Source organism: Parabacteroides johnsonii DSM 18315 (genome assembly GCF_025151045.1).
Taxonomy (GTDB): domain Bacteria; phylum Bacteroidota; class Bacteroidia; order Bacteroidales; family Tannerellaceae; genus Parabacteroides; species Parabacteroides johnsonii.
This window is the reverse complement of sequence record NZ_CP102285.1, coordinates 2461246-2482473: the sequence shown is the minus strand read 5'-3', so window position 1 is coordinate 2482473 and position 21228 is coordinate 2461246. Positions and strand designations below refer to the sequence as shown.

The 21228-nt window shown below is 43.8% G+C and carries 16 protein-coding genes and 1 tRNA gene; 4 read left to right on the top strand and 13 right to left on the bottom strand.

Translation table 11 applies throughout. The annotated features are described in order from the left end of the window. Window positions 1-95 precede the first annotated feature (95 nt). The 11 genes from bioA to NQ564_RS10095 all read right to left on the bottom strand — a co-directional run bounded on the left by bioA (window position 96) and on the right by NQ564_RS10095 (window position 12818). Entirely contained in the window at window positions 96-1379 is a 1284-nt protein-coding gene (gene bioA, locus NQ564_RS10145; RefSeq protein ID WP_008150781.1) for an adenosylmethionine--8-amino-7-oxononanoate transaminase, read from the bottom strand. Next, window positions 1376-2356 carry a biotin synthase BioB gene (gene bioB, locus NQ564_RS10140; protein WP_008150779.1) on the bottom strand — a complete coding sequence of 327 codons (981 nt, stop codon included), beginning with the start codon at window positions 2354-2356 and terminating at the stop codon, window positions 1376-1378. Before bioB ends, bioA begins: the two co-directional genes overlap by 4 nt. Beyond that, window positions 2353-2769, bottom strand: a complete 417-nt coding sequence (locus NQ564_RS10135) for a hypothetical protein (RefSeq protein ID WP_008150778.1) — start codon at window positions 2767-2769, stop codon at window positions 2353-2355. Before NQ564_RS10135 ends, bioB begins: the two co-directional genes overlap by 4 nt. A gap of 7 nt (window positions 2770-2776) precedes the next feature. Continuing rightward, window positions 2777-4303 (bottom strand): peptide MFS transporter, encoded by a 1527-nt coding sequence (locus NQ564_RS10130; protein WP_008150777.1) that lies wholly within the window; start codon window positions 4301-4303, stop codon window positions 2777-2779. Between the two features lie 20 nt (window positions 4304-4323). Beyond that, window positions 4324-5391, bottom strand: coding sequence for a DUF4831 family protein (locus tag NQ564_RS10125; protein WP_008150776.1), 1068 nt, complete (start codon window positions 5389-5391; stop codon window positions 4324-4326). A gap of 224 nt (window positions 5392-5615) precedes the next feature. Then, on the bottom strand, window positions 5616-5978 hold the full coding sequence (locus NQ564_RS10120; protein ID WP_008150775.1) for a DUF3244 domain-containing protein: 363 nt from the start codon (window positions 5976-5978) through the stop codon (window positions 5616-5618). A 118-nt stretch (window positions 5979-6096) separates the two neighbouring features. Further along, entirely contained in the window at window positions 6097-7815 is a 1719-nt protein-coding gene (locus NQ564_RS10115; protein WP_008150774.1) for a tetratricopeptide repeat protein, read from the bottom strand. A 332-nt stretch (window positions 7816-8147) separates the two neighbouring features. Beyond that, complete coding sequence (locus NQ564_RS10110) at window positions 8148-9659, bottom strand: bifunctional ADP-dependent NAD(P)H-hydrate dehydratase/NAD(P)H-hydrate epimerase (RefSeq protein WP_008150773.1); 1512 nt, start codon at window positions 9657-9659, stop codon at window positions 8148-8150. Between the two features lie 75 nt (window positions 9660-9734). After that, window positions 9735-11069: a sensor histidine kinase gene (locus NQ564_RS10105; RefSeq protein ID WP_008150772.1), complete on the bottom strand. Its 1335-nt coding sequence runs from the start codon at window positions 11067-11069 to the stop codon at window positions 9735-9737. Then, complete coding sequence (locus NQ564_RS10100; RefSeq protein WP_008150771.1) at window positions 11066-12436, bottom strand: sigma-54-dependent transcriptional regulator; 1371 nt, start codon at window positions 12434-12436, stop codon at window positions 11066-11068. The genes NQ564_RS10105 and NQ564_RS10100 overlap by 4 nt, the downstream gene beginning before the upstream one ends. A gap of 309 nt (window positions 12437-12745) precedes the next feature. Further along, window positions 12746-12818, bottom strand: a tRNA-Gly gene (locus NQ564_RS10095). A 78-nt stretch (window positions 12819-12896) separates the two neighbouring features. Between NQ564_RS10095 and argB the strand changes: the two genes are divergently transcribed. From argB to NQ564_RS10075, 4 genes are all read left to right on the top strand, one after another. Continuing rightward, on the top strand, window positions 12897-13664 hold the full coding sequence (gene argB, locus NQ564_RS10090) for an acetylglutamate kinase (RefSeq protein WP_008150769.1): 768 nt from the start codon (window positions 12897-12899) through the stop codon (window positions 13662-13664). Window positions 13665-13927: 263 nt separating this feature from the next. Beyond that, window positions 13928-15397, top strand: coding sequence for an ATP-binding cassette domain-containing protein (locus NQ564_RS10085; RefSeq protein WP_129650080.1), 1470 nt, complete (start codon window positions 13928-13930; stop codon window positions 15395-15397). Between the two features lie 11 nt (window positions 15398-15408). After that, the gene (locus NQ564_RS10080; protein WP_008150766.1) at window positions 15409-17160 is read left to right on the top strand and encodes a DUF6057 family protein; all 1752 of its coding nucleotides are present in this window, start codon (window positions 15409-15411) and stop codon (window positions 17158-17160) included. A gap of 11 nt (window positions 17161-17171) precedes the next feature. Next, the gene (locus tag NQ564_RS10075; RefSeq protein ID WP_039848276.1) at window positions 17172-18632 is read left to right on the top strand and encodes a TolB family protein; all 1461 of its coding nucleotides are present in this window, start codon (window positions 17172-17174) and stop codon (window positions 18630-18632) included. Between the two features lie 161 nt (window positions 18633-18793). Here the strand turns inward: NQ564_RS10075 and NQ564_RS10070 are convergent, their stop codons facing one another. Together NQ564_RS10070 and NQ564_RS10065 are read right to left on the bottom strand one after the other, a co-directional pair. Next, the gene (locus NQ564_RS10070) at window positions 18794-19597 is read right to left on the bottom strand and encodes a hypothetical protein (RefSeq protein ID WP_008150763.1); all 804 of its coding nucleotides are present in this window, start codon (window positions 19595-19597) and stop codon (window positions 18794-18796) included. A gap of 18 nt (window positions 19598-19615) precedes the next feature. Continuing rightward, window positions 19616-21223 (bottom strand): RagB/SusD family nutrient uptake outer membrane protein, encoded by a 1608-nt coding sequence (locus NQ564_RS10065; RefSeq protein ID WP_008150762.1) that lies wholly within the window; start codon window positions 21221-21223, stop codon window positions 19616-19618. Between the last annotated feature and the right edge of the window lie 5 nt (window positions 21224-21228).

The window sequence follows — 21228 nt, the reverse complement described above, 5'->3', positions numbered from 1 at the left end:
CCCTTCTATGACATCCATATGTCGGTGTCGACGACATCTCGGTGAAGATCCTGCCGACATCTCGATGAAGCTGCCAGGGACATCGGTATGTCGTTTCAGCTTTCTTCGGAGAGTGTGTTGAGCAATCCTTTCGTCAGCTTCGATAGCTCCTCCTTAGTGATGATAAAGGGAGGCATCAGGTAAACCAACTTTCCGAACGGACGTATCCAGATGCCCTCTTCGACGAAACGTTTTTGCAAGACTGCCATATTCACAGGCTCTTTCATCTCAATCACACCGATGGCTCCCAGTACACGTACTTCTTGTACGCAGGGGAAGGATATTGCCGGAGCTAATTCTTCCCGGAGTTGTGCCTCTATGGTCTTTACCTTTTCTTGCCATCCGCTTTCTAGCAAGAGAGAGACCGATGCCGATGCGATCGCGCAGGCTAACGGATTCCCCATGAAGGTCGGTCCGTGCATGAAACAACCAGCTTCTCCACTGCAAATCATATCGGCTACGGGGGTACTGGTGATGGTTGCCGAAAGTGTCATGTAACCTCCCGTCAATGCTTTGCCGATGCACATGATGTCAGGTTCCACTCCGGCCCATTCCCAGGCAAAAAGGCGCCCGGTCCGTCCGAATCCAGTTGCGATTTCATCAAAAATCAGCAATACCTGATATCGGTCGCACAATTCGCGTGCCTTGACCAGGAATGCGGGCGAATAGAAATACATACCGCCTGCTCCCTGAACGATAGGCTCAAGGATCAAGGCGGCGATTTCTCCTGCATGTTTTTTTAACAAGTCTTTTAAAGGTTCGATCGCCTTTTCGTCCCATTTCTCTCCGAATTTGACGGAAGGCTGGGGGATAAAATATTGTATAGGCAGGCTTCCGGCAAAAATTCCATGCATGCCGGTTACCGGATCGCAGACAGACATCGCGTGCCAGGTATCGCCGTGATAGCCACTGCGGATGGTCGCAAAAGCATGTTTTTCCTGTTTCCCTTGCGACTGCCAATATTGGATTGCCATCTTCATGGCGACTTCCACCGCAACGGAACCGCTGTCGGCAAAGAATATCTTTTCCATGGAGGGAGGTAGTAGCGGGAGTAACTTGGCTGCCAGTTCTACTGCCGGTTCGTGGGTAAAGCCTCCGAACATGATGTGGCTCATCTTATCCAGTTGTGCCTTGGCTGCCGCATTCAATACCGGATGATTGTAGCCATGTACGGCTGCCCACCACGATGACATGCCGTCGATCAACTTCCGGCCGTCTTTCAGGGTGATCGTAACCCCTTCCGCACGTTCGACCGGATAGACCGGAAGCGGATCGATAGTCGATGTGTACGGGTGCCAGATGTGTTCCCGGTCAAAATGGAGTAATTCTTCTGTCGTCATCTTTCCCAATCTGTGTTTTCGGTTAATGAATATCCTTCGGAGGTGAAAAGGACTTTGTCTTCTGCCACCCGGCTTCCGATAGTTGTCAGGAGGTCGCCGATGATGGCCGAATTGATACCAATATAAAGAGCCTTACGCTGTACCTTTTCACTCAGCCTGGCTCGTCCGCCTGAGAAACGCAGGTAAGCATTCGGATTGATAAAGCGGAACAGGGCGATCGTGGTCAGGAACTCTTCGTCCGTCAGAGGTTGTGCCTTTTCCAATGGTGTGCCGGGTATCGGCTGCAGGAGATTCAGCGGGATAGAGAGGATTCCTTCCTTTTGAAGTAACAAAGCCATCTCGATGCGCTGCTCAACCGTTTCGCCCATCCCGATTATCCCGCCTGAACAGATACGGAAACCTATTTCCCGTGCCGTTCGGATCGTTTCGAGCTTCTGCTGCGTCGTGTGGGTCGTGCAAAGGGTGCGGAAATAGGAGGGAGCTGTTTCTATATTGCAATGGTAATTTTCCGTTCCGCTGTCGTAAAGAGCTTGCAGCTGCTCACGGCTTAGAAGTCCCATCGAGGCGCAACATTTGATATCGCAGGCTTGTTTGATAAGGCGTACGGTTTCCGTAATCTTCACCATATCTTTGTCTGAAACCTTCTTACCGCTGGTGACGAGTGCAAAACGGCTGATTCCTTGCTTATGGTTATGCGTAGCATGGCGGATACATTCTTCTGCCGGCAACAACGGGTAAAGCGTCACATTTGTTTTATAATGTCCGGACTGTGCACACCATTTACAGTCTTCACTGCAATTCCCGCTTTTGGCATTGATGATGGAGCAAGTGTCGAACTTGTTCCTCATGAAATGACGGGTGATCTGATGGGCCGCTTCGTATAAGGCCTCTTTATTTGGGATAGCAGCCAGTTCTCTTGCTTGTTCTTCGTTGATCATGCCACCGGAAAGAACGTGTTGTTTGAGTGTTTCAATCATGTGATTTCGTATTTGTATAAACGAAAATCGCGGAAGGCCTTCAGCTTATAGCTGGGACCTTCCGCGATTTCGGAAATGTTATCTTTTACTATGTGTGCGTACGATGCTGCAGGCTGGCTTACAGTCAGGACAGGGCATAAGGCTTGCAGGTACAGTCTGGACAGAGGGATGCTTTCCGAACTGTCAGAACGATATGTCTTTTCCTTTTCTTCGGCTTCCCCTTCTCCTGTCTTGTCGAAAGTGAGTACGGATGTATGTACGGAACCATTTTTGGTCTGGAACCGTTCGGATACATTTGCTGACAATTGCCCGATCGTAACGGCACGTTGTATACTGACGAAAGCAGCATACCTTTTCCGGCTCCACCTTCTGAAGCGGAGAGCGACAGGTTTATATGTATACTGCTTTCTCATGGTTGTCTTATGCTACCTTTTCTAATTTTTTCATGACTGAGAAAATGAAAACGGCAGAAACGAGGCATACTCCGACCAATACCCCCCATACGATCCATAGAGGCATATCTCCCCAAATCCATGCCGCTACGGCTGTCAAATAGTTTCCAATAGCTGTTGCAACAAACCAGCCTCCCATCATCATACCTTTGTATTTGGGAGGAGCGACTTTCGAAACAAAAGAAATACCCATAGGTGAAAGCAATAACTCACCGAATGTAAGGACCAAATAGGTGGAAATTAACCAATTGGGGGAAACGAAAGAGGCAGTGCCAGCCTGAATTGCTTCGGATTGTGCTGCTGGAGTCAGTAAGCCGAATGATGAAAACATCATTAATATGAATCCGCATGCTGCCACCAGCATGCCGAGGCCGATTTTACGTGGAGCCGACGGTTCCTTGCCCTTTCTGGATAATGCACCGAAAATGGCCATGGAAACAGGAGTTAAAGCAACCACGAAGAATGGGTTGAATTGTTGGAAAATAGGAGCATCTACAGGAACCGAACCATTGAGTGAACTGTATCGGTATCCTAAGAATGCAAGTGCGAGTAAAATGACGATACCGGATATCGCTTTTCCTTTTCCTGTAGAAGACTGGAATAAGGAAAATAAACCATAGACGATAAAGATTATAGCAACCAGATTCCATACGTCGAACATCATACTCTCCAATCCGGTTGAACTTTTGGCCGTGAACTCATCGGCAAAATAAGTCAAGGTAAGTCCGTTTTGATGGAATGCCATCCAGAAAAAGATGACAACAGCAAATACTAAACACAGAGCGATGATACGGTCTTTTGTTTCGCTCGGAGAGAGTTCTTCTACTTTGGCCGTTTCTTTTCCTGCACTTGTTTGTTTGATATTCCCTTCCACATGCTTGAATGTGCGACGGGAGGCATAATAGATAGCCATGGATATGATCAGTGAGACGCAGGCCACTCCGAAAGCGAAATGATAAGAGTCGTTTACACTTACACCTAAACTTTGTTGGGCATATTCCATGATCTTTACGGCTGCCGTAGGAGCAAATAATGCGCCGATATTGATAGCCATATAGAAGATACTGAATGCGGAATCACGTTTAGATGCATATTCGGGAGAGTCGTATAGATTACCGACCATTACTTGCAGGTTCCCTTTGAATAGTCCTGTCCCCGTACTGATTACCAACAAGGCGGAAAACATACAGGCCAAAGCCAATGTTCCACTGCCTAATGGCAATGCGAGCAGAACATATCCGGCAAACATGGCGATGATACCGATTGTCACCATCTTGCCATAACCGAATTTATCGGCTAAAATACCGCCGATGAATGGTAAAAAATAGACTAAAGCAAGGAATGTAGAGTAGATCGTTCCTGCCATACCTGGCGATAGGCCAAAGTTTGCTTTTAGAAAAAGTACAAAAATCGCGAGCATGGTATAATAACCAAAACGCTCGCCGGTATTCGCTAAGGCTAACGCATATAAACCTTTAGGCTGTCCTTCAAACATAGAATTAAATTGTTAGATGATTATTGAATGATTTGTTTTATTGCACCTGTTTCCGGGTAGAAATAAACTTTTACCGGAGCTTTTTTGTCTTCAAACATGACGGGGGCAAGTCCTTCCCGTGTACCGAATTGGGTAATTTGTGCTTCGCCTTTATAAAGTGTTTTTTTGTTCATGCTAATTTCGATGCTGGCTTTACCCGGTACATTATATATAATGCCTTTCAGTGATTTTTCTTTCTTTTCAGCTTCTTTCGGGTCTAAAACAGGAGCGCGGTCGATGGCTTTTAAGTTCATGTATACAGGAGCTCCGCCCAAATCATCGGCATCCACGATACCAAGCTGGGGCGAGAAGCGGAACAATACTTCTTTATCAAGGTTGTCGAAAGGAACAATTGTCACTTCGTAGTCACTGACTTCCTTTGTCCGGATTCCTGTGAACAAGTTGGTTAGCGCTTTCTCCTGCTCTTCCAATTGCTGGATGACCAGCTTCATCGCTTCGCCGTCGGGCGGCAGGTTATCGGCGTCACCCGTAAGGATGTTCATGCGGCTTTCACGGATACGGTAGATTTGCTTGGCTGCCACCTCTGCTTGTTTAGCTGTAGATCCCGCCATAAGTAACTCTTCTGAAAAAACAGAGGCGTCGGTTACTTTTGTCGGAGTTTGGTTTTTCTTTCTTGCCGCTTCCAGTGCGGATTCATTGGGTGTGTATTCGGCGTTGATGGAACATAGCAGTCCGTCTTCTGTCAGATAAGCATATGGAGCGACTGTGCCGGCCTTAAATTCAACGATAAATGTATTGTCCGCATCGGGTACACCTTTGTTGATCAAGCCGATCTTTCCTAATTCGTAATAGACATTATCTTCTGTGATAGCGTCTTTTACACCTAAATATTTTTCTGCGTATTTATAATAGGGACCTGCTTTGCAGGTTACTTTCGTGACTTCTGCATCTACAACCAAAGATGTTTTGGGAAGTGAATAAGTTATGCCGAAATTATTGGCCTTGACGGCATTTTTCTTTACAACTTTCGTCTGAGCCATAATGGGGAAACTAAGGAGCAGACTGGCTATAATGATTAAATTCTTCATATTCTAATCTAAGTTTAATCTCTAATAAATGATTGTACAAAACTATGAAATATTTTGTTAGTAACCAACCGGAAAAGCCTCTTTTCCTCATTTATAGATTAGAGAAGATATAAAGAACGGTCCCAAGGCGGCGGAAAAGGAGATCGAGATATTAGGCCTGGTTAAATCACCGCCCGGGACTGTTCTTATACATTTACATGTAAAGGAGAATTACACGCAACCTGTTATTTTATGGCAAACTCACCAGTTAAATAGCCGAGTTCATGAGTGAATGACAATGTATAATCGCCATTTTCTGCATTCAAGATTACAGACTTGCTCTGCGGAGCAGATGCGGAAATACATTCTTCATAAACAACTTTTCCTGTTTTGTTGTCTGTAACTTTTACGGTCAGATCAGCAAGTGGATTTACAAAGTTAACTGTTAATACATTTCCTTCGATGGAGGCTGTTGGAGGTGCAGGAACTACGGAACGTATGTCTTCGATACTCCATTCTCCTTTTATAGGGATAGTATCACAAAATGCCACTTGGGTACAAAATATACCACACACAATTAAAAATAAAGTTGAAATTAGATGCTTCATAATATTAAATAAGATTTGTTTTACTAAAAGTCAAAATTGAGATTTCGGGCAAAGATAAATTTATCATTATTATGGAGTACGTATTTTTGTTGACAAAAATGTGACAAATTGTATCTGTTTAAAAATCAGATATAAATTTGTCGAATTTTTCCGTGTTTTGTGGTTCCCCCGTGAATTTTTTGTATAATCTTCTACGGCATTGAGATACTCCTGAACTCGTGATGTGCATGATGGAGGCTATCTTTTTTATAGATAGTTGCATCTTTACTAAATAACAAATATGTATTTCTTCTATGGATATTTGTGGGTAAAGTTTTATAAGCCGATTGGTGAAATCTGAATATGTTGCATCAATTAATTGGTGTAGTTCTTCCCATTCACTTGAACCAAGTTGTATATCATCTTCTCTATGAATTCTGATATATAAAGATGAGTTATGGAAGTCTTTTTCTAACAAAAGAAACGTTCCCTGTTTTTCGAAGATTTGCCTGTTTTCCATTTCGAGCATTAATTTTCTTGCTTCATATAATTGCCTTTCAACTTCACTCATTTCTTCTTGCTTGGAATGAAGTTTTTCAGTCAGTTGCAAAATTTGCCTTTCATTGTCTTCGATATATTGCTGACTACGTTTATACTGTTCTTCTCTTAAATCAGCAAGCCTTTTTCTTTTCTTTTGTCCCCTTTGGATGGTAATGAAGCTCATTGCAAAGATGATGGAGAAGATAATAATGACCTGATATACTAATATCATTCTATGAGTTGCTTCTTTTTCAAATTTGTTTTTTTCTTTAGCTATATGTTGATAATTAAACATGCCTTGAACCATGCGAATATTTTCAAAGTGTGAGTATTTTGTGATAGAATCCCGTACCTGTTCGTAGTTTGTGATGTATCGAACATAATCGTGAAGTTTATTTTCTTTTAATGCTATTTGAGCTAAACGTTGCAAACTTCCTGCTTTTGTATAGATATAGGGACTTTTTAATCCTTTTGTTAAATAATGTTTGGCAGAATCAAGCTCTCCTATAGCTGCAAATAATTTGCCTTTTGATAAATAAACAGGTCCTAAGGTTTTTTTATTAACTGCTAAATTTAGCGCTTTTTCAATATATTCTTTTGCTTTCTGATATTCTCCTTTTTCGTAGCTTAAATTACCTAAACTAAGGAAAATTGACGATATATTTTGAGGAGTTGTATAATTGATAGCTTGCAAATAGTAATATTGTGCACTATCTGTTTGTTCAGTGGAAGAAAATACACGGGCTATATTCCTTAAAGCAAATCCTGTTTTTACCGAATCAGGCTCTAACTCCAAATATGACAAGACCTTTTTATACATAGGTAATGCCATATCGTTGATATCCTGGTATGCATATAAAGTACCTAAGTTGTTATAAATTTTAATTAGGAGAGTATAATCTTTTGAATCTTCGCCGATCTCCAAAGCCCTTAAATAATATTCTTGTGCTTGTAGAGCATCTTGTAAATCGGAGTTTACACGTCCTAAGTAGTAGTAAGCTAACATGGAGTGTTGTTTATCGTTACTTTTCTCAAAATACGTCGCCGCAATTTTAATTAAAGAATCTGAAGTATGTGTGATATAATTCAGGTCTTGAGCTTGGGTTAAGAGCAGGCAATAAGTTGCATGATCCTTTTCGGACAGCTGGTTGATATTTTCGATTTTATTCAGGATACTTAGGGCACTGTCTGGTTGTTCTTCGATGATTTTCTCCACTTCGAGTAGCATTGGGGCCTGTGGGTGATTATGGCAAGCACCCATGAACAGGAATAAAATAATGACTACAAACGATGTTATATGTAGTAAAAACTTATTCATTTCTATCTCCTTTAATTATGGATTCGAATATACTTGTTTTCGGGGAAAAAACGATTTATTTACAATAAAATGTTTTAATCATTTTATTTATTTGCTTCGGTTTATGAGATAAAAGCCTATCTTTTTGTCGATACAGTAGCAGATTAGCGGATCATATAACAAAGGCGGTGTGTCAAAATCTCCTTGTCCCCGCATTTGATGCGGGGCCGCAAAAGAACAGGCCTTATCAATCAGATTTTTATAGGGCCGGTTTTAATGCGATCCCGCTTCAAGCGCGGGAACAGGATAGTTTCGACACACCTCCTTTATTGAGTTAAATAAATGGAGTGTTTTTATTTTATCTGCTTGAACGCTTTCCCCAGCATATCCGTAATATCACTGGCGATCATGCTCTCTTCGGAGCGGTAGACGGCAGCCAGGTCACCTGCTGTCCCGTGGAGGAAAACACCTGCGACAGCAGCCGTTTCAGGTTCTAACCCTTGCGTAAGCAATGCCAGGATGATACCTGTCAAAACATCGCCACTGCCGGCTGTAGCCATACCCGGATTTCCACAATTGTTGAAATAAACATTCCCGGTAGCCGTACAGATTGCCGTATAAGCCCCTTTCAGGACAACACAAAGTTGATGATCGATAGCGAAAGCCTGAGCTTTTTTCAACCGTTCGTATGAATTGATGCTTTCACCCGCTATCCGGTCGAACTCTTTGGGATGCGGCGTCAGGATACTGCGTGGAGGGATACGTTTCAATAAATCTTTATTGGCTGCGATCAGATTCAATCCGTCGGCATCGATCACAAGCGGCTTCTCTACTACTTGGAGCAGTTGTTCCAGTGCTTTTGCGGAATCCTGATGTTTTCCCAAACCAGGCCCGATTGCGATAGAAGAGTAGGCTTTGATACCGGAAACAGAACTGAAATGATCTTGATGTTGGTCCAGATCAACCATCGCTTCCGGAAAAGCAGTCTGCAAAATCTGTTCGCCACGTCCGGGGATATGAACAGTCAGCAAGCCGGCGCCACTCCTAAGGCAGGCCTTTGCGGACAGCAGGGCGGCTCCCATCTTTCCTTGGCTTCCGGCTATCAGCAGTGCATGTCCGAATGTACCTTTATGGGCAAAACGGTTACGGGGCTGGAAGACAGCAGCAATATCCTCTTCTGTCACCAATGTGAATTGTGTCGGAGTGTTGGCTATTATTTCCGGGTGTAACAGAATATCCAGTACTTTCCATTCACCGACAAATTCTGCATTTTCAGGGAGCAGGAACGCCAGTTTCGGGAAACCGAATGTCAGCGTCAGGTCGGCATGGATAATAGAGTCCGGATCGTTCTTGCGGTTATCTTCTCCGAACAGGCCGGAAGGGATGTCAATTGAGACGATGGTCGCATCCGACTGGTTGATATATCTTACCATTGCAGCAAAACCTCCGGTTAAGGGGCGATTCAAGCTGGAACCGAACAAGCCGTCTATCACTACATCCCGCTCTTCCAGTTCGGGCGGGACAAAATCATCCACGACTTCCGTGAATTCGATCTTTTCCATGTGGAGCAATCGTTGCTTATTCAGTTCGCAGTCTTCGGAAAGACGCATGGTAGGATTGAACAGATAAGTTTCCACCCGGTAACCGGCATCCGTCAGCATACGGGCAATTGCCAGTGCGTCGGCTCCGTTATTTCCTTGTCCGGCAAATACGATAATGCGGGTTTGTTTGGAATAGCGGCGGCAAAATTCACTTGTAAATACGGTTGCCGCGCGTTCTACCAAGTCGATAGAGCTGATCGGTTCGTTTTGAATGGTATATTTATCGAGCTCTCTGACTTTGTCTGTTGAGAATATCTTTATCATAACTATCTGCTGTCTTTGTTTCTTTGTGCATACAAATGTAGGAATATTACTTTTCTCTTGAAAGAAAAGTTTTGCTTACTTTTGAATTGAGCCGAAAGTAACGAAGAACCGACTGCCTTGTCCGTTCTCGGATAAAACGGACAAATCTCCTTTGTGCATGTGCATGATCTGCCTGGAAATACTCAACCCGATGCCGGAGCCGGAAGGTTTGGTCGTGAAGAATGGGATAAAGATACGTTCCTGAACTTCAACCGGTATGCCTGTCCCGTTGTCGCTTACCCGGATAAAGGTTTTGCCCTCTTCGTTGATGCCGGCAGACAGTTCGATCTGTGGCCTCAGACAATGGCGTGTTGCGTCCAAAGCATTCTTGACCAGGTTGATCAGCACTTGTTCGATCAATCCTTTGTCGGCAATAACTTGTAGGTGTGCCGTCGCGGGGATGATCTTGATCTTGTCTTTCTGGTCCTTGAACAGGAGGCTGATGTTGTCTAGGAAATGGTTGACCGGTATAATCTCCGGAATAGGCATCGGGATGCCCGTAACTTTCCGGTAGCTTTCTACGAAGCGTACCAAGCCGCTGCTCCTGCGGAAAATCGTTTCGACAGCTTGGTTGATCTCTTCCCTGTCTTCCGTATCGACTCCCGGTTCATCCATGCACTTGTTCCGGAGCAGTTCGGATAGGGAAACGATCGGCGTCATGGAGTTCATGATCTCGTGTGTCAGAACCCGGATCAATTTCTGCCAGGCTTCCGTCTCTTTGTTTTCCAGGACGGAACGGATGTTTTTCATGCTGACGACCGTAAGCGGCTTGCCCAGGACGACGAATGATATGGCTGAAAGGATCAACTGCGAATATTCATCTTTCCGCCTGACTTGCAGGATGGACAGTTCGCCAGGATGCAAAGTGCGCAGGCGGGCGGGAAGTTCCGGATGATAGGTGGCCAGATCGTCGATCGTTTCGGCAAAGTTCAGACCCGTTTGTATCTTGAACGCTTGGTTCATCCATTCTACCTGTCCGGTGGCGGAGTAGACAAATACGGAAAGGTCGATATGGTTTGCCAAAGCCTGGAAATATTGCAGCTGGCTTTCCTTCTCTTGCAGGTGTTTTTTGTAATGTTGCAAAGCTTCTTCCATGACCTTCACCATGTCTTGCGGAATCTTGTCATTCTGTTTTTGTAAAGGAGTGCCGGAGGCGAGAAAGTCGGAATAGCGAATCGACCAGATAAACTGTTTGAACAAGCGGTCACTGCGTTCCATCATGTGAAACAGATAATATCCCTCGAACAAAATCAAGGCAAACGTGACGATGGCGGAGATATAAAACTGGAAAGCGACAAGTAGCCCGAACGTCACGCTGGTCGCCAACAGTAGGAAAATCAATCCGGCCGCTTTTTTCGTATAACGTTTCATAAGCTGTATTTTTCCAACCTCCGGTATAAGGAAGTACGTGTGATACCAAGCAGGCTGGCTGCCTGTGTCATATTTCCGGAGCAATGACGAAGCACTTCCTGTATCGTGTTTTTCTCCAGTTCTTCCAGGTTGAACTTGCCTTCTTTGTCCTGGGAGTTGTAAACAGGAAGGCGAAGCATGAAATCGTCATATTGCAATTGTCGGGTTTCGGAAAGGATTACGGCGCGTTCGATCACATGTTGAAGTTCACGCACGTTTCCCGGCCAGTTATACTGTTTCAACAGTTGATATGCTTCGTCGGAAAAGCCGTCTATCTCTTTTTTATACTTCTGGCAATAGCGTTGCAGGAAATGCCGGGCGAGGAGCGTCACATCATTTCCCCGTTCACGTAAAGGCGGGATTATGATCTCGATCGTATTGATCCGGTATAACAAGTCTTGCCGGAAATGTCCTTCCTGCACGGCTGCGTGCAAGTCTGTATTGGTGGCTGAGATCAGGCGGATGTCGATCGGGATCTCTTGTGTGGAACCAACCCGGTTTATTTTGCGCTGTTCGATGACTGTCAGTAATTTGGATTGGGCCATCAACGGCAAGTTACCGATCTCGTTCAGGAAAAGCGTGCCGCCGGATGCGATCTCGATGCGCCCGGATTTATTTTTGTCCGCATCCGTAAACGCTCCTTTCTCGTGGCCGAACAGTTCGCTTTCGAACAGTTCATGTGGGATGCTTCCGAGATCTATCGGGATGAACGGCTCTTTCCCGCGTCCGGATTGCTTGTGAAGCGTGTAGGCGATCAAATCTTTACCTGTCCCGTTTTCTCCCTGCAACAGGATGTTGGCGTCCGTATCTTTTAGCTTTTCAAGCGTTCGAAACACGTTTTGCATGGCAGCCGATTCGCCGATTACTTCCGTTTCCGGCTCTGTTGCAGCTGTGAGCGTTGATTTTTGCGCTTTAAGCGCTCGCACTTCCGAACGGCTGAAACTAAGTTCGAGGGCAGACGATAGGGTTGCCAGCATCTTTTCGTTCTGCCAAGGTTTAGGAATAAAGTCGGTTGCACCGGCTTTGATGGCACGTACGGCTTTTTCTGTGTCCGAGTAAGCGGTGATCAGGATAACGACTGTATCCGGCGCGATTTCCAGTATCCGTTCCAGCCAGTAGAATCCTTCTTTGCCGCTGACGGCATCCGTTGTGAAATTCATATCCAGCAGGATGACGTCATATTGATTTCTGGAAACTAACCGGTTGATTTCTTTCGGATCGGAGCAAGTGGTGATACTTTCTACGCGTGGACGCAGTAACATCTTTAGTGTGAATAGTATATCCTCGTTGTCGTCAACTATCAGAATCTTTCCCTGCCGTATTGTCATTGTCTGTTTATTGCTTTTTGCTTTCAAACATACAGATAATTTATGAATCCCAGCCTTCTAATCTTGTTTTTCCTGGCGGATAATCGTAAATATATGCTGAGCCGCTGGGATTTTTCTGTGCATGTATTTTGTTTTCGGCATTGTCGAGTATATTCCCGACATTGTCAAAAATATACACGACAATGTCGAAAACAAGCTAACCTTATATCTGCGGTATCTTTTTGCTATGTGTATGATTTGTTTCTTGCAAAGAAAAAACACTCCCGATTATCTGTTAATAGTTTGATAATCAGAGAGTGTTTTCTTAGGAGCGGTAGGCGAGGCTCGAACTCGTGACCCTCAGCTTGGGAAGCTGATGCTCTACCAACTGAGCTACTACCGCGTTGGATGATGCAAAAGTATACAAATCTTTTATTTTTTAGTACCTTTGGCTCAAAAAATTTAAAAGAATTTATTAGAAATGGAAAAGCTGACGCTGATAAAGGTGGGAGGAAAGATTGTGGAAGAAGAAGAAACACTCCGCAATCTGCTGAATGACTTCTCGCAGGTGGAAGGATATAAAGTGCTGGTTCATGGGGGGGGACGTTCCGCTACCAAACTTGCTGCACAGTTGGGTATCGAGAGTAAGATGGTGGGCGGTCGCCGGATTACGGATGCAGATATGTTGAGAGTGGTTACAATGGTTTACGGAGGACTGGTCAATAAGAATATTGTCGCCGGCCTTCAGGCCTTAGGCATAAACGCGTTGGGACTGACCGGAGCGGATATGAATCTGATGCGGTCGGACAAACGTCCGGTAGGAGAGGTTGACTACGGTTTTGTCGGTGATGTGAAAGAGGTGAATGCGGATTTGCTGGCCTCCCTGATTCATCAGGATATTGTTCCCGTATTAGCTCCCCTTACACACGACAAACAAGGACATATGTTGAATACCAATGCCGATACGATCGCGGGAGAAGCAGCTAAAGCTCTGGCAAAACATTTTGAAGTGACTTTGATGTTCTGCTTTGAGAAGAAAGGGGTTTTGAAAGATGAGAACGATGATGAAAGTGTGATTCCCGAAATAGACCGTACGGCTTTTAAGCAGTATGTGGAAGCAGGTGTGATTCAAGGGGGAATGATCCCTAAACTCGAAAATTCGTTTCAAGCGATTGATGCCGGGGTTAAGCAGGTGATTATCACGCAGGCTTCAGATATTCATTTGGGAAAGGGCACACGTGTCTTTTAATGTGTTACTAAACTTATTGTAAATATTATGTTTTGCAACAAATTTGAGTTGTAAAATGATAATAAGTAAAATTATTTACTATATTTGTGGTGTAAATAGTTTAAGTGTATTTTTGAAACGAACGTTGGGATACTGTACAGGTCTGTTTTTGGTAACTAATTTGCGAAGAAATATATATAACAATATACCTGTACAAAATAGAAGGGGGAGCTTGGGAGAGTTTCCCCTTTTCTGTTACCTTTGCTTCGTGTAATAAAAAGGCGATGGAAAATAGGAAAATAATGGTGAATATTCGGAACGTCGTGACCCGTTTGCCGGAACTGCGTTTTGAAGAACCTCTCAACTGGATAATAGAAGAGGGACAACAATGGGCTGTCATCGGGCCAAATGGTGCAGGCAAAACATTGATTGCCGATGTTATGCAACGTAAATTTGCATTGAAGGAAGGCGAAGTTACTTTCGGATACGAGGGGAATGTCAGTAATCTGGTGAAAAGTATAGCGTTTAAAGATATTTACTCTTTGGCTGATTGCCGTAATTCTTATTATCAGCAACGCTGGCATTCGACTGAAACGGACGAGGTTCCTACAATAGAAGATATATTAAATGAAGATGCCGGATCGGAAGATTATCATAATGTGTTATCTTTGTTCGGTATAGAAGAGTTTTTGCCGAAGAAACTGATCTTCCTGTCCAGTGGTGAATTGAGAAAGTTCTTGATTGTTCGTACGTTGTTGAAACGTCCCCGTGTCTTGATATTGGATAATCCTTTTATCGGACTGGATGCTCCTTCGAGAGGTGTTCTGGTGGAGATGTTGCAGCAAATGACGAAATTGAAAGGTGTGCAGGTGGTTTTACTGCTTTCCAATCCGGATGATATACCTGAAATGATTACGCATATCTTACCGGTCAAGCAGCGTAAGTGCCTTCCGATTTACAGTCGGGAGAAATTCCTGAAGCAAACGGATCTGATTGCTGATTTGTTCCCGTCCGAAGGAAAAGTCGATTCTGTTCGGAGCGAGTCGTTTTCACTCCCGGTTGAGGATCAGAAAGAACCTTCCACCCATCTCGTTACTTTCAGGATGGAACACGTTTCGGTCAAATATGGTAGCCGTACCATCCTGAAAGAATTGGATTGGGAAGTGAAAAATGGGGAGAAGTGGGCGTTGTTCGGTCCGAACGGGGCAGGCAAGTCGACTTTGTTGAGCTTGATTTATGCCGATAATCCTCAATCGTATGCCAACACGCTTTATCTTTTTGACCGGAAACGTGGGTCGGGAGAAAGTATCTGGGATATAAAGAAGCGCATCGGATATGTTTCCCCGGAAATGCATCTTTTCTATATGGAGAATGTACCGGTATTGAGTATCGTTGGTTCCGGTTTCTTTGACTCAGTCGGGTTGTTCAGGAAGTGTACGGAGCAGCAACAACAGATAGCTTTGGCTTGGATGCGTGTATTCGGTATCGAAGAGTTGAAAGACCGGTCTTTCCTTACGCTTTCGTCCGGCGAACAGCGGTTGGCACTTTTGGCGCGTGCGTTTGTAAAAGATCCGGACCTGATTATCTTGGATGAACCGTTGCATGGGTTGGATGTGAGCAATAAGAAGAAGGCGGCTGCCATTATCGAGCAGTTTTGTTCGTGTCCGGGAAAGACGCTGATCTATGTCACACACTATCCGCATGAATTGCCGTCTTGTGTGGATAGACGTTTTGAATTAGTTAAACACGCTTAAGGATTTGTCTGATGAAATACAAACTTGTTGCCTTTTGGTTGGTCGTTTTCGGAGCTTTGTTTGCTTTCTTGCAAACGCGTTTCGAGTATCACTTTTATTATATAGAACAGAGCCAGCTGTTTTTGTTTACCGAGGCGTATATAAGGAATAAACTGCTTCTTCCGGGTGGCTTTTCCATGTTGGTGGCGGAATTCCTGGTGCAGTTTTTTATCCGTCCCTATGTTGGGGCGTTGGTTACTGCGGCCTTATTGACAGGTGTCGGGGTTTGTACGGCTGGTATTGTGAAACGGATCGCGCCTGTTTCGGGGCTTTTTATCCTTTATGTGCTACCGATGTTGGCTTTGCTATTCATGCATTTCGACTTCAATTACAGGGTACAGGGCACTGTTTGCTACCTGATGATGATGGCTTTGCTCTGTGGGTATATGAGGATACGGAATGATCTTTTCCGTTTGGTGGCAGGCTGTGTGTTGGTTACGGTCTTGTTCTGGTTGGCAGGATCGATTGCCGTCTTGTTTGCCGGAATGGTTTGCCTGTTCGAAGGGTTGCGGAAGACGCCTAAATGGTATATCTCGTTGATCTGGGTTGCGGAGGTTTTGCTATTAGGTGTTGGAACGGTTTATTTCTCTTTGATGGGCGAATATCGGTGGGTTTTCGGGCCGGATCTGTATTACCACAATACGCTCCATCCAAAAGAAATCATTTATTATTCTTGGATTTGCCTGCCTCTGGTCTTTCTTGTCGCTTTCTTTATCCGGAATAAAAATAGCTTGTCCGGAAAGAAATGGCGGGCGGGGATCAGTTGTATCGTTCAATTGGCTATGATCGGTGCCGTCCTGTGGTGGGGAATGCCCAAATATAGCGATGCAAAGACGCTGAGGTTGAAAAAACTGGATTACTTTGCCCGAACGGAACAATGGGACAAGACAATAGAAGAATGTAAAGGGAAACTGACTAACTTTTTATATATGTGCCATCTGAATATGGCATTGGCCAATAAGGGGGAACTTTCGGACAAAATGTTCAACTTCGACCAACGGGGACCTCAGGGATTGCTTGTACAATGGAATAAATCGGAAAATATATCTTGCCTGCTCAGTGATATCTATTTTACGATGGGAGCAACCGCATCATCGCAGGAAATGGCTTTTGAAGGTTATGTGAGTGCTATGGAGGATGGCAATCCTCGTATGCTGAAAAGACTGGTGCAGACAAATCTGATTTATGGCACGTATCCCATAGCTGAAAAATATATCTCGATACTTGAGAGAACATATGCATATCGTGATTGGGCTCAATCACAGCGCAAATTCCTTTATAATGACGAAGTTGTCGAAAGCGATCCTGTATTGGGAATCCGCAGGCGGATGTTGCCGGATCGGAATTCATTGGCAATGATAAATGGGTTGACGGGGGACCTGGAGCTTTTCCTGGAAAAGGGACCGGCCAATTCTGCAGCATTGCAGTATTTGGGTGCTATGTATTTACTGGCTAAAGATTTAGAGGGGTTTAAAGCGATGGTGGAGAAATATTATGGGACGGAGTTCTTGCCTGTTTTACCTGTGCATTTCCAGGAAGCTGTCATTGTGATGTCTGAAAAAGAACCGGATTACTGGAAACGTTTCAATGTCTCCGAAACAACTGTAGCCCGCTTCGCCGACTATAAAAAGCAGGTGCTTGCGAACCGTAATAACAGTGCTATTGCCGGGTTGTTGAACCGGTCGTACGGAAATACCTACTGGTTTTACTTTATGTTTAAATGATGTGTGAGAACATGGAAAGAAAGAATATATATATGTGTATGCTGGCTGCTTTGTTGTCTTGTTCCGACTCGGTGAAAGTGAGCCGTACATTGGACGAGATGCCTGTCATTTTTCCGGATTATAACGGTGTGGTAATTCCCCCTAATATAGCTCCCTTGAATTTTGCTTTGAACGACCAGGATGCCGGATCGTGTGCTGTTTTTTCTTTTGGAGGGCAACAATTCGAAGTGAAAGGAGAAAAGGGTGGCTTTGTGATTCCCCCTTCCAAATGGAAGAAATTATTGGAATCGGCTACTGGTAACTCCATACAGGTGACGGTTCAGGTGAAACAAGGCAATGAGTGGGTGGCCTATTCTCCTTTTACCATCCAGGTTGCTGCGGAAAAAATAGACTCTTATCTGGCTTATCGTCTGATTGATCCGGGATATGAGTTGTGGAATAAGATGGGAATCTATCAGCGGGATCTGGAGAGTTATACGCAAACTCCCATTATTGAAAATAAGATGAGTGGAAACAATTGTGTGAATTGCCATTCGTTTTGCATGCAGAATCCGGATAAGATGTTGTTCCATATGCGTGAGACTTTTCCGGGAACGATCCTGGTCGATGGTGATAAGATAGAAAAACTGAATACCAAGACGAGGGAAACGATTTCTTCTTTGGTTTACCCTTCCTGGCATCCTTCGGGTAAATATGTGGCTTTCTCTGTGAATACGACCAAGCAGGCATTTCATCTGAATGACAAGAATAGGGTGGAGGTATATGATGAGGCTTCAGATGTTGTGGTATACGATGTGGAAAAACACGAGATCGTAACAGCTTCAACTATTTTTTCGAAAGATGCTTTTGAAACATTTCCTACTTTCTCTCCCGACGGAAAGACACTCTATTTCTGTACAGCGGAGGCCCGCCCTATTCCGCAGGAATACTCAGAAGTCAAATATAACTTATGTTCCATTTCCTTTGATCCGGCGACACGTACTTTCGGAACGCAGGTTGATACGCTTTACAATGCGAAGAGCGGCGGAATGAGTGCTTCTTTCCCGCGTGTTTCACCTGACGGACGTTACCTTTTATATACATTGTCCGGTTATGGAAACTTTTCGATCTGGCATAAAGATGCCGATTTATATATGACGGATCTTCAGATTGGCACGAGTCGTCCGTTGGCGGAAGTGAATAGCGACGATGTTGAAAGCTACCATTCCTGGAGCAGCAACAGTCGTTGGTTCGTTTTCAGCAGCCGGCGGATAGACGGTTTATATACACGTCCGTATATTGCTTATGTGGGAGAAGATGGCAAAGTAGGCAAGCCGTTTCTACTGCCTCAGAAAGATGTCGGTTTCTATCCCTCTTTTATGAAATCTTTCAATATCCCGGAATTTATAACCGGAAAAGTAAAAGTTCAAGGCCGGGCTCTGGCTATTAAGGCGAAAGAGGATAAGGGGACCGATGTCAGGTTTGCAAAATAATTCTTAATGACGTCAGAAATGATATAAGCCAAGGTCGTATTGGTATCAGCACTGGTGATATTCGGATTCGCTTTTTTGGTAATTGTATTCTGATACATAAAAAACGAGGCTGTCTATTTTTCAGACAGCCTCACTTGTTTAATATAATAAATAATCAGATTTTACTTGCCTGGATATTCTTTACTCCAAACAAAAGATCCGTTTCCGACATACAGGTCGGATCCGTTGTCAGTAAACAAGAAACCGAAATTAAAGCTATTTCCTTCATTTGTAAAGAAGCAGTAATTAGGATATTGTTCAGGAACATAGTAAAGCTGGTATCCATTTCCTAAATCGAACAGAGAACCGACCGGCAATAAAGATACAGCATTGTGATTATCGTCCAATGTAAATTGAAGATGAATTCCAGCACCTTCTTCACAATACGGTTCGATGATTCTATAAAGGTTATTACCTTCTTTTGCTTTTTCTACCTTTAATTCACCTTCTGCTCCGGTAAAAATCGGATCAGAGAAGGTTAAAGAGCCTGCAGAAACCCAAGTGTAATCTCTGGCAACTTTAATGGTCTGCTCAGTTAAACCATATATATATGTATCACCTTCCTCAATACCTATTTTCACAGATGCTGAAGCCCCGATTGCAATATCGAATGTGATTTTTACGGCTTTTTCAGTTTCACCGGCTGCAAATTCAACCGTTTGTGGAACATTGAACTTTTCACCTTCTGCCGTAATATGGACTGTTGCTGCTTCTGTTGTCAATTGACGGCCGATTTTTATTTCGAAAGACTGTTCGTCATCGGGTAGGAATGCGAAAGAAGTTGGCGTATTGAAATCAATATAAGCAGTAATCCCATCTGTCTGAACAGGAGAAGCTTCTCTTTCGCATTCGTCTGTACAAGCATTGAACACCATAGTTAAAGCGCCCAATGCAACCATGCTAATGTATTTATTTATCTTTTTCATATTGATATACTTTTAATATTATTCAGCCCAAGAAGAATATACATCACTCGGATCCGGATTCTCGAATCCGACTAAAGCTGTGTTATTGTTTCCTTCGCTTCTAACGATACAGAAGTTCATATAGGCAGGACGTGTTGTCGTATTGAAACGGCTGATTGTATGATGCATTGTTCCTGCATAACCGCGAGTCTGAGGCATGTTCAAACGTTTAATGTCGAAGAAACTCTGTCCTTCACCCCAAAATTCCACACGCTTCTGGAATACGATTTCTTTTACAATATCGTCTTTGTTGGACTTTGTACATTTGTACTGCGGATCTCTATAATTATTCATAAAATCATTCAACAGAGTAACCCCCTGTGCCGGATTTTGCTGAGCGACTGCTTCTGCTTCGATAAAATACATTTCCTCTACACGCATCATCGGATATGAACAAGCTGACCCTACATTGAAATCGGACGTATTTCCGGAGCCTGGGCGGAATTTCAAAGAGGCATATTCCGGTAAAGCAGCTCCTGCAGCTTCATCGACGTAAGTATTTTTGCCGGATAAAGCACTACCGGCCGGAGCTTTCCAAGATAATTTTCTAAAGTCCGTATCTGCAATTTTGTTATAGAAGTTGACATCTACTAAAGGCATCGGTCCGGCAGCTGCATATCCGTAGGTCGTTTCATTCGACATCCAAGAAGTCCAGTTGATGATACCGGATTTTACCACATCGTCTTCCTTTTGCATGGTAGAACCGAACATCCAAGAAGAAACAGAGATATCATTGAATCCGGAAGTGGCATTTAACCATTGCTCCTGCGTAGTTGGGGTTGCACCACTTTCGTCAATAGCCTTACGCGCATAGATCTGTGCATTAGCATAATCTTCCATCCACATATATAATCGGGCTTTCAATCCATATACAACGGCCAAATCGGGTAATGTTTTAGTCGAGCGATGGAAATTAGGGATATATTCTTCGGCCTTATTTAGGTCGGCAAGGATGAACTCATACATTTCCTGACGTTTCACACGCGGATTATTACGAGCGGATTCTTCAGTTACACCTTCCGTTACAATGGGAACAGTAAGATTCAAAACATTGTTTCCACTTGCATTGGTTGAAGAAGTTCCGTCATTTTCGAGAAATTCGTACATACGGGCCATATCCAGATAAATAAATGCACGATATCCATAAGCGGCCCCTAAATATCCCAGCTGTGTCTCATTTGCGTTTTCCGGATCGATAGCGCCGATCATATTATTGGTTGTCTGAACGAATTTCCAGAAATAAGTCCAGATGAACTGAGTGGAAAGATAGTTCGGACCAATGTATTGGTTATGTTCCCAAGCACTATAATGATCGTAATTGCTTTCTAAAACAACCATTTCTTCTGTCATTACGTCACGGATGTGCATCAATGAAGCGTATCCATAATCATAATCCCCGCCATCTACGGTTTTATAGTTATTGGCAAATGCCGGCATAGCCCAAAGAAGTGCCTCCGTTGCTTTGGAAGAAGAACTTAATTGCTCATCCGTAGCTTGATGAGTCGGCAAAGTCTCATCTATACATCCTGTCAAAGCGATAGCCGAAGCACAAGATATTCCTAATATAATATTCTTTAAACTTTTCATCTTCT

Bases quoted from the DNA above. Each gene is read 5' to 3' on its own strand.
- bioA (WP_008150781.1), bottom strand. From the start codon at position 1,379: ATGACGACAGAAGAATTACTCCATTTTGACCGGGAACACATCTGGCAC.
- bioB (WP_008150779.1), bottom strand. From the start codon at position 2,356: ATGATTGAAACACTCAAACAACACGTTCTTTCCGGTGGCATGATCAAC.
- NQ564_RS10135 (WP_008150778.1), bottom strand. From the start codon at position 2,769: ATGAGAAAGCAGTATACATATAAACCTGTCGCTCTCCGCTTCAGAAGG.
- NQ564_RS10130 (WP_008150777.1), bottom strand. From the start codon at position 4,303: ATGTTTGAAGGACAGCCTAAAGGTTTATATGCGTTAGCCTTAGCGAAT.
- NQ564_RS10125 (WP_008150776.1), bottom strand. From the start codon at position 5,391: ATGAAGAATTTAATCATTATAGCCAGTCTGCTCCTTAGTTTCCCCATT.
- NQ564_RS10120 (WP_008150775.1), bottom strand. From the start codon at position 5,978: ATGAAGCATCTAATTTCAACTTTATTTTTAATTGTGTGTGGTATATTT.
- NQ564_RS10115 (WP_008150774.1), bottom strand. From the start codon at position 7,815: ATGAATAAGTTTTTACTACATATAACATCGTTTGTAGTCATTATTTTA.
- NQ564_RS10110 (WP_008150773.1), bottom strand. From the start codon at position 9,659: ATGATAAAGATATTCTCAACAGACAAAGTCAGAGAGCTCGATAAATAT.
- NQ564_RS10105 (WP_008150772.1), bottom strand. From the start codon at position 11,069: ATGAAACGTTATACGAAAAAAGCGGCCGGATTGATTTTCCTACTGTTG.
- NQ564_RS10100 (WP_008150771.1), bottom strand. From the start codon at position 12,436: ATGACAATACGGCAGGGAAAGATTCTGATAGTTGACGACAACGAGGAT.
- argB (WP_008150769.1), top strand. From the start codon at position 12,897: ATGGAAAAGCTGACGCTGATAAAGGTGGGAGGAAAGATTGTGGAAGAA.
- NQ564_RS10085 (WP_129650080.1), top strand. From the start codon at position 13,928: ATGGAAAATAGGAAAATAATGGTGAATATTCGGAACGTCGTGACCCGT.
- NQ564_RS10080 (WP_008150766.1), top strand. From the start codon at position 15,409: ATGAAATACAAACTTGTTGCCTTTTGGTTGGTCGTTTTCGGAGCTTTG.
- NQ564_RS10075 (WP_039848276.1), top strand. From the start codon at position 17,172: ATGGAAAGAAAGAATATATATATGTGTATGCTGGCTGCTTTGTTGTCT.
- NQ564_RS10070 (WP_008150763.1), bottom strand. From the start codon at position 19,597: ATGAAAAAGATAAATAAATACATTAGCATGGTTGCATTGGGCGCTTTA.
- NQ564_RS10065 (WP_008150762.1), bottom strand. From the start codon at position 21,223: ATGAAAAGTTTAAAGAATATTATATTAGGAATATCTTGTGCTTCGGCT.